This window comes from Sphingobium yanoikuyae (assembly GCF_013001025.1).
In the GTDB taxonomy this organism is placed as follows: domain Bacteria; phylum Pseudomonadota; class Alphaproteobacteria; order Sphingomonadales; family Sphingomonadaceae; genus Sphingobium; species Sphingobium yanoikuyae_A.
The window spans coordinates 4078807-4093172 of sequence record NZ_CP053021.1 but is presented as its reverse complement, the minus strand read 5'-3'; the positions used below and the strand labels follow the sequence as shown (position 1 = coordinate 4093172).

General features: G+C 66.7%; 12 protein-coding genes. 2 read left to right on the top strand and 10 right to left on the bottom strand.

Going from position 1 to position 14366, the window contains the following annotated elements:
• Positions 1-5 precede the first annotated feature (5 nt).
• Entirely contained in the window at positions 6-482 is a 477-nt protein-coding gene (gene msrB, locus HH800_RS19750) for a peptide-methionine (R)-S-oxide reductase MsrB (RefSeq protein ID WP_037510022.1), read from the top strand.
• Here msrB and HH800_RS19745 read toward each other — a convergent pair.
• The 5 genes from HH800_RS19745 to purH form a co-directional block, all read right to left on the bottom strand.
• The gene (locus tag HH800_RS19745; protein WP_169862052.1) at positions 469-2238 is read right to left on the bottom strand and encodes a hypothetical protein; all 1770 of its coding nucleotides are present in this window, start codon (positions 2236-2238) and stop codon (positions 469-471) included. The two genes, msrB and HH800_RS19745, sit on opposite strands and share 14 nt — an antisense overlap.
• Positions 2216-2635: a GtrA family protein gene (locus HH800_RS19740; RefSeq protein WP_169862051.1), complete on the bottom strand. Its 420-nt coding sequence runs from the start codon at positions 2633-2635 to the stop codon at positions 2216-2218. The genes HH800_RS19745 and HH800_RS19740 overlap by 23 nt, the downstream gene beginning before the upstream one ends.
• Before the next feature lie 4 nt (positions 2636-2639).
• Entirely contained in the window at positions 2640-4166 is a 1527-nt protein-coding gene (locus tag HH800_RS19735; protein WP_169862050.1) for an NAD(P)/FAD-dependent oxidoreductase, read from the bottom strand.
• A 180-nt stretch (positions 4167-4346) separates the two neighbouring features.
• On the bottom strand, positions 4347-4679 hold the full coding sequence (locus tag HH800_RS19730) for a UrcA family protein (RefSeq protein WP_004208877.1): 333 nt from the start codon (positions 4677-4679) through the stop codon (positions 4347-4349).
• 228 nt (positions 4680-4907) lie between these two features.
• Positions 4908-6500 carry a bifunctional phosphoribosylaminoimidazolecarboxamide formyltransferase/IMP cyclohydrolase gene (gene purH / locus HH800_RS19725; RefSeq protein ID WP_169862049.1) on the bottom strand — a complete coding sequence of 531 codons (1593 nt, stop codon included), beginning with the start codon at positions 6498-6500 and terminating at the stop codon, positions 4908-4910.
• A gap of 159 nt (positions 6501-6659) precedes the next feature.
• Between purH and HH800_RS19720 the strand changes: the two genes are divergently transcribed.
• The gene (locus HH800_RS19720) at positions 6660-8606 is read left to right on the top strand and encodes an alpha/beta hydrolase family protein (protein WP_169862048.1); all 1947 of its coding nucleotides are present in this window, start codon (positions 6660-6662) and stop codon (positions 8604-8606) included.
• Here the strand turns inward: HH800_RS19720 and HH800_RS19715 are convergent.
• The 5 genes from HH800_RS19715 to HH800_RS19695 all read right to left on the bottom strand — a co-directional run bounded on the left by HH800_RS19715 (position 8579) and on the right by HH800_RS19695 (position 14359).
• Positions 8579-9781 carry a glycosyltransferase family 87 protein gene (locus HH800_RS19715; protein WP_169862047.1) on the bottom strand — a complete coding sequence of 401 codons (1203 nt, stop codon included), beginning with the start codon at positions 9779-9781 and terminating at the stop codon, positions 8579-8581. The genes HH800_RS19720 and HH800_RS19715 overlap by 28 nt on opposite strands.
• 232 nt (positions 9782-10013) lie before the next feature.
• A complete protein-coding gene (locus HH800_RS19710; protein WP_161730717.1) occupies positions 10014-11780 on the bottom strand; it encodes a heparinase II/III family protein in 1767 nt (588 codons plus the stop codon).
• The gene (gene rpe / locus HH800_RS19705) at positions 11777-12439 is read right to left on the bottom strand and encodes a ribulose-phosphate 3-epimerase (protein ID WP_004208872.1); all 663 of its coding nucleotides are present in this window, start codon (positions 12437-12439) and stop codon (positions 11777-11779) included. The genes HH800_RS19710 and rpe overlap by 4 nt, the downstream gene beginning before the upstream one ends.
• 72 nt (positions 12440-12511) lie before the next feature.
• Positions 12512-12997, bottom strand: a complete 486-nt coding sequence (locus tag HH800_RS19700) for a hypothetical protein (RefSeq protein ID WP_004208871.1) — start codon at positions 12995-12997, stop codon at positions 12512-12514.
• A 51-nt stretch (positions 12998-13048) separates the two neighbouring features.
• Entirely contained in the window at positions 13049-14359 is a 1311-nt protein-coding gene (locus tag HH800_RS19695; RefSeq protein WP_169862046.1) for an RsmB/NOP family class I SAM-dependent RNA methyltransferase, read from the bottom strand.
• Between the last annotated feature and the right edge of the window lie 7 nt (positions 14360-14366).

The following is a 14366-nucleotide window of genomic DNA, read 5'->3' as shown; positions in this document are numbered from 1 at the left end:
GGATAATGAACCGGCGGCATTTTCTCTATGGCGTCGCGACCGGCGCCTCTGCACTGGCCCTGTGGCAATTCCGCCCCGACGCGGCGGAAGCCGCCTATCCCTATCGCCTGACCGACGCGCAATGGCGCAACAAGCTCAGCCCCTGGGCCTATAAGGTGCTGCGCCAGGGCGCGACCGAATTTCCCGACAGCAGCCCGCTCAACCGCGAACATCGCGCCGGCACCTTCACCTGCGCCGGCTGCGCCCAGAATCTGTTCAGTTCCAAGACCAAGTTCGACAGCGGCACCGGCTGGCCCAGCTTCTATGCGCCCTTGCCCCGCGCCATCGGCACCTCGCGCGACTTCAGCCTGGGCGTGCCCCGGACCGAAGTCCATTGCGCCCGTTGTGGCGGCCATCTCGGCCATGTGTTCGACGACGGGCCCAAGCCCACGGGCCTGCGCTACTGCATGAACGGCGTCGCGCTGGCCTTCAGTCCCGCCTGACCTTGTAGATGCGCAGCGGCCCCTTGGTGGGCAGCGGCTGCAACCAGTCGGGTACATTGCCACGCGACAATTGCGCCGACAGGCTCTGGGGATGCTCCTTGGCATAGAGCGCATATTCGGTCAGGCCCGCGCAGGTCACGACATAGTCGGCGCCACGCCCGCCATTGACCGACCGGATCACCGCGCGCGCCGTGTCGGGTGTCGCCATGAACCCTTCGATCACGGCGGTGATGCCGGCGGCATTGCGATGATGGGCAGTGCCGATCACGCGGTGCGGCGTCTGCACCAATATGTCGGGGCCAAGGTCCAGCGGCGCGAACAGGGTGGACGGGGGCAGGGTGTGCAGCGGCGCAAGCGTGGCTGCGGCTCGGCAATTGACGGCGCTGGTCTTGGCCGACGGAGCTTCGGGGATCAGGGCAATCCACAATGCGCTGATCCCGGCGGGAGTCAGCAGGATCTGCGCCACCGATCCCAGGACGCGCACCAGCGCCTGCGACGACGCCTGTACCTTGCGGAACAGGGCGATCAGCAACCAGGCGACACCGGGCAGAGCATAGACATGGGCGACCGACACGGCGCGCATCACCAGCAGCGACACCGCCATCGCCCCCAGCAGCAACAGGCCCAGCGCCAACCAGCGCTTGCGTACATCCCTGTTGGCGGCCAGGCGGGCGGCGGACAGGGCCCCTGCCAGCCCAACCAGCGCGGGCAACAGGATGACGCCGCGCAATGACAGGCTCTGGTCCCAGATCGGCCGGCCCTCCATCACCTGCAAATACCAATATTTATAGGCCAGCGGCCCGAGCGCCTGGAACGGATCGCCCGACAGGCAGGGGCCGCCGATCGCCAGCAGGATCGCGATGGCCGCCCCGCCGCCGATCGCCGCGATCAGGAAGCGCCGGGTCATGCTGGCCGTGCCGATCAGCTTGCCGGCCAGCGGCACCAGCACCGCCATTGCCACCAGCGGCCAGACATAGGCGGCCGACAGTGCGTCGCACTGGTCATGCAGCAAGGCCGCCTTTCCGCGCAGCAAAGCCAGCAGCGCAACCGCCGCCCCGCCCAGCGTCGCCGCAAAGGCTATGAAGCGCGATGCTTCCCGGCCGTCGAGCCATTGGCGCAACGCGAACAGCCCGGCGAACAGCGCGACATAAGGCAGGGCTTCACTCGAAATCTGCAACCAGACCGCCAGCGCCAGCGCGCTCGTCACGCCGCCACGCACCCGGCCGCTATCCAGTGCGCCGGCCAGCGCGATCGTCGCCATCCAGATCTGCCAGCCATGATGGTCGATCCGCAGCGGCGTGAACTGCACCAGGATCGACGGTGTCGTCAGCAGCAAGGCCATGGTCACCAGAGCCAGAACAGGATCGCCCAGTCGCCGGGCAGCCAGATGCATGGCAGCGGTCAACCCGCCCAGCAACAGCAGCGGCACGGTGATGCAGGCGGCCAGCTCTGCCGCCACAGGCCCCAGCAGCGGTCGCGCCAGCAGGATCAGCCCTGCCACCGGCATGTCGACGATGCGCGACCAGTGCATCGGTCCGCCCAGTGGCGGGTTTACCCGATGCTGGCTGACGTCCCAGAAGCCCTGTCCGCCGATCCAGTCACGCACCTGCACCAGCCGCATGGCATCATCGGGATCGCGAAAGCCCAGCGCGGCGAAATCGCCATGGAACAGCCACAGCATGACCGCGCTGCACGCCAGCCAGGCGAGCAGGATCAGCCAGCGGCCATGACGCTCAGCTGCGCGCGAAAATGCCATATTTGCGGATCGCATAGACGCTCAGGAAACTGGCGGGCACCGATATCAGCTTGGCGATCGCCGGGGCAATGCCGACCGCGCTCAGCCCGCCAACCAGGACCATGGTGATCCCCATGCCAACCAGCGCACTGGCCACGAAGCCGAACCGCTGGGCATGACTGGGGCCGGTGCCCGTATCGAACACGAAGCGGATGCTGATCACCCAATGCACGATCAGGCCGATCGCATAGCCCCCGAACGCGGCCAGAGTCGGCGTTGTACCGGCCCGGCTCAGCATCAGGAAGGCAGCCATGTCGCTCGACAGCGCGCAGATGCTGGCCAGCAGATAGCGAGCGAACATGAAGCGCGCGGCGATGGCGCCCAGCCGGACCGTCAGGGCGCGTACCAGCTCGCCCATCGGATCATGCAGCCTTCAGGCGAGAGGGCACCAGCCGTTCGCTGGCGAGGGCGGCGCGCTGTCCTTCGACATCCTGCCCTTCCTCGCCCGATTCATGATATTCGGCGTCCTCGTTGACGCCCCAGACGTCATAGACGCGGGTGCCGGCCTCGATGTTGCGCACTGTCAACATCGCCGTCATCATCGCATGATCCTGGTTGTTATAGCGGTGCATGCCGTTGCGGCCGACCAGATGGAGCGTCGGGGCGACGGCTTCCAGCTCGGTGCGCATCGCCAGCACATGGTCGGCATAGGCATCGTCATAGACCGGATAGGCCTTTTCCTGCCGCACCACCGCGCCGCCAACGACATCGTCGGGATTGCACAGGCCCAATATGGCCATTTCCTTCTTGGCCAGGTCGATCAGATCGGCGTCAGCCGACGCCCACAGCCCGTCGCCCTCGAAGCAGAAATATTCGAGGCCCACGCAAGCGACCGATTCATCGGGCACCATTTCGGGCGACCAGCTGCGGAAATTCTGGATACGGCCGACCTGCACCTTGCTGTCGTGGATATAGATCCAGTTGTCGGGGAACAGGTCCTCCGACTTGATCATCAGCGCCACGGTCAGGAAGTCGCGATATTTGAGTTCCATCGCCTCGGGCAGGGTTTCGGGCAGCGGATGGATGCGCGCGGCCAGTTCGCGCATCGGCGCGGACGAAATCACATGGGCGGCGTTGATGATGACATCGCCATCCGGGCCGTCCGCCACCACGCGCCAGCGCTCGGTGCCCTGGTCCTGCGCCAGCTGCTTCAGGCTGTGCGCCATCAAGATCTGGTTCCCGCCCTCGATCACCCGGTCGCGCGCGGCTTCCCACATCATGCCGGGGCCAAGACGCGGATAGCGGAAGGTTTCCAGCAGAGTCTTGGTCGCCATACCGTCATTGGGCTTCTTGTTGAGGCCCAGCGAGCGCTTCAGCCCATCGACCACCGCACCCCACAGCGACAGGCCCTTGATCCGCTGCGCCGCCCAGTCGGCCGACATTTCGTCGCACGGCATGCCCCAGACCTTCTCGGTATAGGTCTTGAAGAAGATCGAGAAGAGCTTGTGGCCGAACGCGTTGACGGTCCAGTCCTGGAAGGAGCGGACATTGCGGTTGGGGAACAGCTTGGCCTTGGCGAAGCTCGCCATGCACAGGGTCGAGCGCCACACACCCAGATTCCACAGCGCCTCGAACGCGCGCAGGGGATAGGAGTAGAATTTTCCTTCATAATAGATGCGGCTCATGCGCGGGCGCTGGATGAAATCGTCCGGCAGGATCTCGTTCCACAGGTCCACCACTTCCTTCGACTTGGAAAAGAAGCGGTGGCCGCCAATATCGAATCGATAGCCATCCAGCTCGACCGTGCGGCTGATGCCGCCGACATAGACCGGGTCTTTCTCGATGACGGTGACGGAAAAGCCTTTTTTCGTCAGCAGATAGGCGGCGGTCAGGCCGGCCGGGCCTGCCCCGATGATGGCGACGTCCACACTCTGGTCGACACGCGACATGCTCTATATCCCCTGGATGGTCCTTCGTGTCTCGCTGAGTGAAGGAAATCCTCTAAGGAGTGGTTAATCGCCGGTAAGCATGAGTGGTCGCGGACGTGACAAAGGGCCGCCCCGCATGTGCGGAACGGCCCCCTGCAGTCCCCGTGACGGGGAAGGCTTCCCTTGCGGGATGGGTGAAGATCAGCCCTGGCGCTGCGCCAGCGCGTTGAGGTCGCTGCGTGCGCCGTCCAGCGCGCTGCCGACACAGTCGCGATAGTCGGGCGTCGCCGGCAGGATCGACCCGTTGACCCAGCCGCACACCTGCTTGGCGGCGCGGCTGATGCGATAATCGGCGCGGCGCAGGCCATTGTTGCTGGCCAGGTTCAGGTCAGCGACCGATACGGCGATGGTGCGGGTGGTGAGGCCGGTGGTGCCGTCGACGACGACTTCGTTGCTGCTGTTGCCGGCGATAGCCATGCCAGGCAGCGCAAGGGCCAGGGTGGCGGCCATCGCCACCAGCGTCTTCTTGGTCATCCTATTCTCCTGTCGAACATGCTTTTTCTTATGTCGTGCCCAACGCCTGACGTGGGTGCAGGGTCGTCATCCTAAATAGGATTGCCCGGTGACATTGAAAAGAGGCCAATTGCCAAAAAATGGCAGTTTTCTGCGATTTTGCGGGTGCGAACAGGATCGTTTCGCACCCGCATAAACCTGATCGAGATATTGTCCCGACGCGCCATCTAGCGCGTTGGGAAACAAGCCTTAATGACGGAAGTGGCGCATGCCGGTGAAGACCATCGCCAGGCCCGCTTCGTCTGCTGCGGCAATGACTTCCTCGTCACGGATCGAGCCGCCCGGCTGGATCACCGCCGTCGCGCCGGCTTCCACTGCCGCCAGCAGGCCGTCGGCGAAGGGGAAGAAGGCGTCGGAAGCGACCGCCGAACCGATCGTGCGCGGTTCGCTCCAGCCGGCCTTCTCGGCGGCGTCCTTGGCCTTCCAGGCGGCGATGCGGGCGGATTCCAGGCGGTTCATCTGGCCCGCGCCGACGCCGGCGGTGCTGCCGCCCTGGGCATAGACGATCGCGTTCGACTTCACATGCTTGGCGACGGTCCAGGCGAACAGGCAGTCCTTCAGTTCCTGCTCGGTCGGCGCGCGCTTGGTCACGACCTTCAGCGCGTCCAGGTCGACCTTGCCATTGTCGCGGCTCTGGACCAGCAGGCCACCGGCGATGCTCTTGACCATCAGGCCGGGGCGGGCCGGATCGGGCAGTTCGCCGGTCAGCAGCAGGCGCAGATTTTTCTTCTTGGCGAAGATCGCCTTGGCTTCGTCATCGGCGTCGGGCGCGGCGACGACTTCGGTGAAGATGCCGCTGATCGCCTCGGCGGTCGGGCCGTCGAGCGGACGGTTGACGGCGATGATGCCGCCGAATGCCGATACGCTGTCGCAGGCGAGCGCGGCTTCATAGGCTTCGATCAGCGTATCGCCGGTGGCGACGCCGCACGGATTGGCGTGCTTGACGATGACGACGGTCGGCGGGCCGTCGCGGAATTCGCTGACCAGCTCCAGCGCCGCATCGGCGTCGTTATAATTATTGTAGCTCAGTTCCTTGCCCTGGATCTGCTTGGCCTGGGCGATGCCGTTCGCGGTCGGGCCGTTAGGCAAGTAGAGCGCGGCCGACTGGTGCGGATTCTCGCCATAGCGCAGCGTGGTGCTGAGCTTGCTCGACAGCGACAGGCTCTCGGGGAAGGCGACGCCCTGGTCGGCGAAGGCGAACCAGCTGGCGATCATCGAATCATAGGCGGCAGTGGCGGCATAGGCCTTGGCCGCCAGCATCCGGCGGAAATCATAGCTGGTGGCGCCGCCCTTCTCCGCCATTTCGGCGATCAGGCGGGCATAGTCGGCCGGATCGGTGACGATCGCGACACTCTCATGATTCTTCGCGGCCGAACGGACCATCGACGGGCCACCAATGTCGATATTCTCGATGATCTCGTCGCGATCGGCGCCCTTGGCCACGGTCGCGGCAAAGGGATAGAGGTTGACGATCACCAGGTCGATCGCGCCGATTTCATGCTCGTCCATCGACGCGACATGCTCGGCATTGTTGCGCACGGCCAGCAGGCCGCCATGGACCTTGGGGTGCAGCGTCTTGACGCGGCCGTCCATCATTTCGGGGAAGCCGGTCAGCTCGGAAATATCCTTCACGTCCAGGCCCGCCTCGCGCAGCGCCTTGGCAGTGCCGCCGGTCGACACCAGTTCGACGCCATGCTGGCCCAGTGCCTGGCCCAGTTCGATGAGGCCGGTCTTGTCCGATACGGAAAGGAGGGCGCGCTTGATGGTGACGTCGGTGGTCATGGGGATGCTTCCTGCTGTTCGGGATGCCGCTTCAGGCTTGCCGCAGCCCTCTAGTCGCGCGCGGCGCAAAAATACAGTCCTCACGCGCAGGGAATTTCCCGATCTTGCGGGCTTTTGCCGCTGCTGTATTGTGATTGCATAACAGTTGGGGGATCTGACATGCGCTATCTGCTCGCCGCCACAGCCTTGCCCTTGCTCGTCGCCTTCCCGGTGCTGGCGCAAATTCCCACGCCGGAACGGGCAGTTACCGATCCCAAGAGCCTGACCTCGCCGGTCAATCCCGATGCCCGCGCCGTGCCACTCGCCGACATCGGCGCCTCGCGCAGCCTGTCGAGCGCGGCGTGGAGCGCCGACGGCAAACAGATTTTCGTCGCCACCAACCTCACCGGCCGCACCAATATCTGGCGCACCGACACCGCCGGCAGCTGGCCGGTGCAGCTGACCCAGTCGGACGATGCCCAGACCGGCCTCGCCGCCTCCGCCGACGGCCGCTACCTGCTGTTCCAGCAGGATGTCGGCGGCAACGAATATAGCGACATCTACCGCGTGCCGGTGAGCGGCGGCGCGGTCGAGAATCTCACCAACACGCCCGACCGGCGCGAAAGTGACCTGCTGGTGGGACCCAGCGGCGGCCTGGTCGCACTCGTCACCAAGCTCAAGACCCAGGGCCAGTCCAATGTCGCGGTGATGGACGGGGCGGGCAGGGTGCGTGACCTCACGCAGGAGGCCGACCCGCAGTTCAGCTGGTCACCGGTCGCCTGGATCGCGGATGGCAAGGCGCTGATCGCCAACCGCATGCGGATCGATTCCAAGGTCAGCGAAATCTGGCGCATCGACGTCGCCAGCGGCAAGGCGGCGAAATTGCTCGGCAAGGCCGACACCGTCTATGCCGCGACCGATGCGAGTGCGGACGGCAAATGGATCGCCGTCTCCACCGATGAAGGCAGCGGCCAGATTCATGGCGGCCTGCTCGAAGCCGCCACCGGCAAATGGCGCTGGCTCAAATCCACGCCCTGGGAACAGGTGCCGGCCAGCTTCACCCGTGACGGCCGGGCGCTCATCTTCCGCATCAACGCCGACGCGCCCAGCACCCTCTATCGCTTCGATCTGGCGAGCGGCGCGGAAACCCCACTCGCCATCCCGCCGGGCGTCAATTATCTGGTCGGCAGCGAGCCGCGCTCGCCCGACGGCGCCATGCTGATGCTCAACCATTCGGGCGCCGACTCGCCGGCCAATCTCTATCTCTATGATCTTGCGGCTGGCACTGCGCGCCCGGCGACACAGCTTGCCATCGCCAGCCTCCAGCCCGCCGCGCTGCCCAAGTCGGATGTCGTCACCTACAAGAGCTTCGACGGTACGCTGATCAGCGCGATCGTGACCATGCCCGCCAATCTCAAGCGCAACGGCAGCAACCCCGCCATCGTCCTACCCCATGGCGGCCCCACCGGTCAGGCGCAGGATGGTTACAGCCGCTACGCCACCGCCTTTGCCAGCCGCGGCTATGTCGTGATCCAGCCCAATTTCCGCGGCTCGACCGGCTATGGCAAGGCGTTCCAGGACGGCAATGTCAAGGATCTGGGCGGCGCCGACCTCAAGGACACGGTCGCGGCCAAGCATTTCCTGGTCGATAGCGGCTATGTCGATGTCAAGCGGGTCGGCATCTTCGGCGGCAGCTATGGCGGCTTCATGACCCTGATGGCGATCGGCCGGGCGCCCGACGAGTTCGCCGCCGCCGTCCAGTGGTTCGGCATCATCAACTGGCGCACCATGTATCGCGACCAGGATGAGGAGTTGAAAGCCTATCAGCGCAGCCTGCTCGGCACGCCGGAGAGCGATCCGCAGGTCTATGATGCCGCCTCGCCGCTCACCTATATCCGCGCGGCGAAGGCGCCCCTGCTCACCATCCAGGGCGAAAACGACATCCGCGTGCCGCGCGGCCAGGCGCAGGAGGTGCATGACATCCTCAAGGCGAAGGGCAATGTGGTGGAGACGATCTTCTACCCGGCCGAGGGCCATGGCTTCCAGAAGAAGGAGAATCAGCTCGATTCGCTGACCCGCACCGTCGCCTGGTTCGACACCTATCTCAAGCCGTCGTCCGCCAAATAGGATGTGCGGCGCAGGCTGGCGCCCAGCAGCGCCGGCCACAAGGCCAAAGCGCCCAGCGCGACTCCGCTCATCAGCGCCAGCGGCGCGGCGAACAAGGGCATCGCCAGCAGCAACACCATCCGCCCACGCAGCCCTGCCGTTGCCTGTGGCCCCAGCCATAGCGCAGCGAGCAGCGCCATCACGCAATCATAGTCGCTGACATAGAGCGACCCTGCCAGCACACCCAGTACCAGCAGGGCCTTGGCCCGCGCCGTCGGTCCCTCCCGGTGCCAGACCCGCAGCACCAGCAGGGCGACGGTCAGGCTGGCGATCGCCTGCGCGGCATAGGCCAGCGGGATCGGTGCGCCGCCATGCCGGACCAGCACGAAGATGGACAGCATCCGATGCCAGGTGCCATCGCCATGTTCCAGGATCACGCTCTTGAGCAGGCTGCCCTGTTGCACATAGGCGATCCAGGCATCGATCCCGAACAGCGGCAGGGTGGTGAGGGTCAGCGCCAGCGCCGTCCCGATGAACGCGCCCAGCGCCCGATATTGTCGCCCGGCCAGCAGGGCGAGCGGGATCAGCCAGCCCAGTTGCGGCTTCACCACGAACAGCGCCAGGATCATGCCCGCCACCGCCGGCCGCTCGCGCAGCAGGATCAGGCCCCAGCCGATTATGGCCGCCGTCCAGCAGCCATTCTGGCCGCCCATCGCATTGATGAACACCGCCGGCACCGCCAGCGCGACCAGCAGCCACTGCGCCGGCGCCAGTTGCCAAACCGCCAGTCGCCGCACCGCCAGCGCGAAGGCGCCCCATCCCAGCAATTGCCAGGCGGCCCAGGCCAGCGGATAGGACATCAGGCCGAACGGGGCGGAGATCAGCCACATCACCGGCGGATAGCTGTAATGATAAAGGTCGATTGGCGCGCCGGCGATCCCGGTCTCGAACGCATGGAAAGCGGCCAGATCATAGATGATGCCGGCCTGTCCCGTCACCGCCAGATGCGCGCCGGACCAGAAATTCAGGAAATCCTCGCCAAAAGGATGGCCGGCGCCATCGGTCATGCCCTGGCGCAGCTGCCGCGCCAGATAGGCCAGGAACAGCATGCCCGCGACCACGCACCATATATACGCAATCCGTCGCAACTGCGCGGTCGGGATCGATCCCATCCGGTCGTAAAGCCCCGCCATCATGCGGACTGCCTAGGATGAAAGAATGAAGATCGGATTAGGCGCGACTAGGTGAGGCGCTAACGGCCCGGCCGCTGAAAGTGGCCGGGCCTGAGAGCGAGGTCGTTGATTGGTAGCAAACGGGCCTCGGGTCGCCTCTCTTGCATGCGCCCTTGTCCGGGCCGTTCATAGGAAAAAACGGACATCGACGGCCGGCCGAACAATAGCGCCCGCGTGATGGCCAATGCGATGCGGGTCAGCCGACCCGCTTGAACAGCCAGCCGATGCTGGAGCCGCCCGGCAGCGCCTCGCTCGTCACCACCAGCTGCCTTGTGGGGTGGGGGCGGCCGTCGCCATCGACCCACAGGCTATCCTCGACGCTCAGCACGCCGGCCCCGGTCCGGAACTGCCATAGCGCGCCCAGTTCGATCCGCAGCAGCGCGCCCTGGCTGTCCGCGGTCAGGGTCGGTTCCACGCCGGGCGCCAGATGGAAGCGCAGCTGCACCGGCCGCTTGACCGGCTTCTTGCCGCGCGTCGCCGGGGTCAGCATATCCTCGCCGCGAACTTCCTTGCCGTCGCCGCTCATCATCAGCAGGCGGCGGTGGACATAGCCCATGCGGCGGACATAGCCGTCATGGCTCAGCTCCACCCGGCTGCCATTGTCCAGCTCCTGCCGGTTCAGCTCGACCTCGGTCACGCCCTTGCCCAGCGTGCCGTCGGGCATCAGCGCGGTCGAATTGCTGTCGTCCAGCACCAATGTGCTGTGCGCCGCGGTGGAACGCAGCGCCTGGGCCAGATCGCGCGGGATATAGGCGCCTTCCAGCGCTGCGCCGCCGCAATTGATGACCAGCCGCAGCCGTCCGTCGCTGATCTCGATCGCGCCGGTGGAGGCGCAGCCGGCGGCGGCCAGGCGCGCGACCGGCGGCGGCGCCGCATCGATCTGCACCACCGTATTGCCCGCGCTGATCCGCTGATAGCCCCAGTCGCGCGCCTGGCGCAGCGGCCGGGTCCGCACCCGGCTGGCCTGCACCAGCGCCTCGACCATGTCGGGGTCGACCGCACCCGCGCCCTGCCAGTTGCCCAGCCCCCCATCGCCATGGGTCAGGCCCAGCAAGGCCGGCACCGCGCGGCTCAGCCCGTCGATCAGGAAGCCGGGCACCTGTTCGCGCCGCACCTCATAGACCGCGACCACCATCGCCAGCAGCATCACGCCTTCCAGCTGCGCCAGCGGCGACCGGGAAATGATGCCGCCATCGGCATGGAAGGCGCTGTCGATCGCGCGCTTCAGGCCCGCTTCGCCGAACAGCTTGCGCGGATTGCCGCCGGGCATCAGCATCGACGCCGCGACGATCCCGCCCCAGGCGACCAGGCGCGGCAGGCCCGGCGCGGCTTTGTCCGCGCTCTGATCCAGATGGCGCGCGGTGCGGGCGATGCAGTTGAGCACCAGCGACCGATAGACAAGGTCGCTCGACGACAGGATCAGCGGCGCATGGGCGGTCCAGAACAGCAAGCGCCAGGCCGCATTGTCGGCGCGCCAGGCCGGGTCGCTCGGCGTTTCGGCATGGGCCGCCAGCCATTTGCGCATCAGCGCCTCGGCCACCGGCGCGCCCTGCTCGCGCGTCGCGGCGGTCGACAGGTCGCGCAGCCAGCGGAAACTGTGCAGATAGTCGGTGAAGGCCGGGCCGACCGCCAATTTGCCGAAATCGATCGTGTCGATCGCCAGCTTCTGGCCCCGGAACAGGAAATAGCCGGCACGGATCGCCTGGCCGGCGCGCGGGTCGCCGGGCACAACATCGTCCGGCACTGCCAGCAGCTTGAGCGGATATTTGCCCTTCAGCCGCCGGCTGTGCAGCGGCGTCTTCCAGCTCAGCCGATAGAAATGATTGGCGATCCGCTCGGCCAGCGACAGGCCCTTGTCATCCGCGACGCGGATGAGCCGCTTGCCCTGTTCGATGCCGTCGTCGGCCGGTTCATGACCGGCCTCGACCGCGACAGGGGAGGACTGGCGCCGCTGGTTCGTCACCCGCCCCGCAGCGTCCTGATATTGTCGGCATAGGCGGCCGGGCCGCCACGGAAGGTCGCGGTGCCGGCGACCAGCACGTCGGCGCCCGCCGCGATCGCCTTGGGCGCGGTGTTGATGTCGATGCCGCCATCGACCTGCAGGCGGATGTCACGGCCGCTCTTCTCGATCATCTTGCGGCACGCCTCGATCTTGCGCAGCTGATTTTCGATGAAGCTCTGGCCGCCGAAACCGGGATTGACGCTCATCACCAGAATCAGGTCGATATCGTCGATCAGATAGTCCAGCATCTTGGCCGGGGTGCCGGGGTTCAGCACCACGCCGGCCTGCACGCCCAGCGACTTGATATGCTGCACGGTGCGGTGGATGTGCGGGCCGGCCTCGGGATGGACGGTGATGATGTCGGCGCCGGCCTGGGCGAAGGCGTCGAGATACTGGTCCACCGGCGAGATCATCAGATGCACGTCGAACGGCTTTTTCGTGTGCGGGCGCAGCGCCTTCACCACGGCCGGACCGATGGTGATGTTGGGCACGAAATGGCCGTCCATCACGTCGATATGGATCCAGTCGCAACCGGCTTCGTCGATGGCGCGGACTTCCTCGCCCAGCCGTGCGAAATCGGCGGACAGGATGGACGGAGAGATGAGAATGGGATGGGTCATTTGACCGCCCGCATTAGCCCTCCCTTGGGGCGAGGGCAACGCATGATTTGCGCGGTGCGGCGATGAGTCGCGTCAGGGGATGAAGAAGGTCGTGGGTTCCAGTCGGACCGGCGCACCGACATCCTTCGGCAGCCATTGCTTGACCCCGTGCAGCGCGACCGTCTCGCCGTCCAGCAGCACCGGCGCGGCGATCAGCCGCATCGCGCAATCGCTGCCGTCCGGGCGGCGAATGTCGACGTCCAGGGTGAAGCCGCGCTGGTGGCGGATGGCATAGGCGCGCAGCCGCTCCATCGCCTCGCGGCTGTCATGGGCATAGAGCGACACCGACAATGGCCGGGGCACGATGCTGCCCGGCTCCAGCCCGAAAATGTCATAGACGCCCTGGGTCCAACTGATGCTGTTGTCGGCCAGATTGCAATGCCACAGGCCCAGCCCCCGGTCGGCCAGCGCCGCCTCATTCCCCGCAATATCCTGGTCCAGCACCACCGGTGCGAGATGCTCGCGCAGGTCGTAGAGCGGCCAGCTATGATGCAGGGGCAGGGGTTCGGTCGGACGCAAGACGGGCCTTTCCAGCGAAGGGCCTCACCTTAAGCCCCTCATGGTTAAGCCTTAGTTCCCGATGCGCACGATCCTTGCAACGAAAAAGCCGTCGGTGCCGCCCTGCTCCGCCAGCGTGTCGGGCAGGGTGCGCAGCCAGCCGTCGGCGCTGGGCGCCATGCCGTCGGGCAGTTCGCTTGCCGTCACCGGCTGGGCCGCAAAATCGGGACGCGCCGCCAGGAAGCGCGCCAGCTGCGCCTCGCCCTCGGCCTGTTCCAGCGAGCAGGTGGCGTAGATCAGCGTCCCGCCCGGCTTCACCCAGTCGGCGACGCGGGCCAGCAGTTCGCCCTGCAGGTCGGCCAGTTCCGCGATCTGGCGCGGGCCGATGCGGTGCAAAACGTCGGGATGACGGCGATAGATGCCGGTGGCGGTGCAGGGCGCGTCGAGCAGCAGCGCATCGACCGGCGCCTCGGGCGCCCATTGGCGCAGATCCGCCTGCACGACATCGGCCGACAGGCCGGTGCGCGCCAGATTTTCGCTCAGCCGCTCCAGTCGCTTTTTCGACTGGTCGACCGCGGTCACGGTCCAGCCGGCGGCCGCCAACTGCATCGTCTTGCCGCCCGGCGCGGCGCATAGGTCCAGCACGGTCCGGCCTTCGCCCGCACCGAGCAGTCGGGCCGGGCAGGAGGCAGCGATATCCTGCACCCACCAGGCGCCCTCGGCAAAGCCGGGCAGCTCGGGCACGACCGCCCCCTCGGGCAAGCGGACATGGCCGGGCGCAAAGCTGCTGCCGCCCAGCGCCTCGACCCATTTGCCGGTCTCGGCCGGATCGCGCAGGCTGACATCGACCGGCGGGCGCACGGCATAGGCATGGGCGGCGGCCAGCGGCATCGCCTCGCCCCATTGTCCGGCCCAGCGTTCGGCGACCTCGGCGGGCAGGGTGGGCGGCACGGGCAGGCTCGGCTCGGCGCGGGTCACGGTGCCGAACACGCCATGGACCAGCTTGCGCGGCCCGCCGTCGACCAGCGGCAGCGCAGTGGCGATCGCCGCATGGGGCGCAGTGCCCAGCGCCAGCACTTGGATGAGCGCGATGCGCAGCACCATGCGCGCCTTGGCATCGGCGGGCAGGGGCTGCTTGGTCGCGCCGTCGATCAGCGCGTCGAGATCGGGCAAATGGCGCAACGTCTCGGCGACGATGGCATGGACCAGCGCGCGGTCGGCTCGGTCGGCCAGCCCCTGGGTCGCGCCATGCAGCGCGATTTCCAGCGGGTCGCCCCGACGCAAGACGGCGTCCAGCAGCTTCAGGGCCGCGCGGCGCGCGGGCAGGCCGGGGACATCATCGGCGCGCGGGGCACCGGAACGGGCGTTGGGACGACGGGACATCAGCGGC

What these genes read in the sequence shown, in the direction of transcription:
- msrB (WP_037510022.1), top strand. Translation starts at nt 6, where the DNA reads ATGAACCGGCGGCATTTTCTCTATGGCGTCGCGACCGGCGCCTCTGCA.
- HH800_RS19745 (WP_169862052.1), bottom strand. Translation starts at nt 2,238, where the DNA reads ATGGCATTTTCGCGCGCAGCTGAGCGTCATGGCCGCTGGCTGATCCTG.
- HH800_RS19740 (WP_169862051.1), bottom strand. Translation starts at nt 2,635, where the DNA reads ATGGGCGAGCTGGTACGCGCCCTGACGGTCCGGCTGGGCGCCATCGCC.
- HH800_RS19735 (WP_169862050.1), bottom strand. Translation starts at nt 4,166, where the DNA reads ATGTCGCGTGTCGACCAGAGTGTGGACGTCGCCATCATCGGGGCAGGC.
- HH800_RS19730 (WP_004208877.1), bottom strand. Translation starts at nt 4,679, where the DNA reads ATGACCAAGAAGACGCTGGTGGCGATGGCCGCCACCCTGGCCCTTGCG.
- purH (WP_169862049.1), bottom strand. Translation starts at nt 6,500, where the DNA reads ATGACCACCGACGTCACCATCAAGCGCGCCCTCCTTTCCGTATCGGAC.
- HH800_RS19720 (WP_169862048.1), top strand. Translation starts at nt 6,660, where the DNA reads ATGCGCTATCTGCTCGCCGCCACAGCCTTGCCCTTGCTCGTCGCCTTC.
- HH800_RS19715 (WP_169862047.1), bottom strand. Translation starts at nt 9,781, where the DNA reads ATGATGGCGGGGCTTTACGACCGGATGGGATCGATCCCGACCGCGCAG.
- rpe (WP_004208872.1), bottom strand. Translation starts at nt 12,439, where the DNA reads ATGACCCATCCCATTCTCATCTCTCCGTCCATCCTGTCCGCCGATTTC.
- HH800_RS19695 (WP_169862046.1), bottom strand. Translation starts at nt 14,359, where the DNA reads ATGTCCCGTCGTCCCAACGCCCGTTCCGGTGCCCCGCGCGCCGATGAT.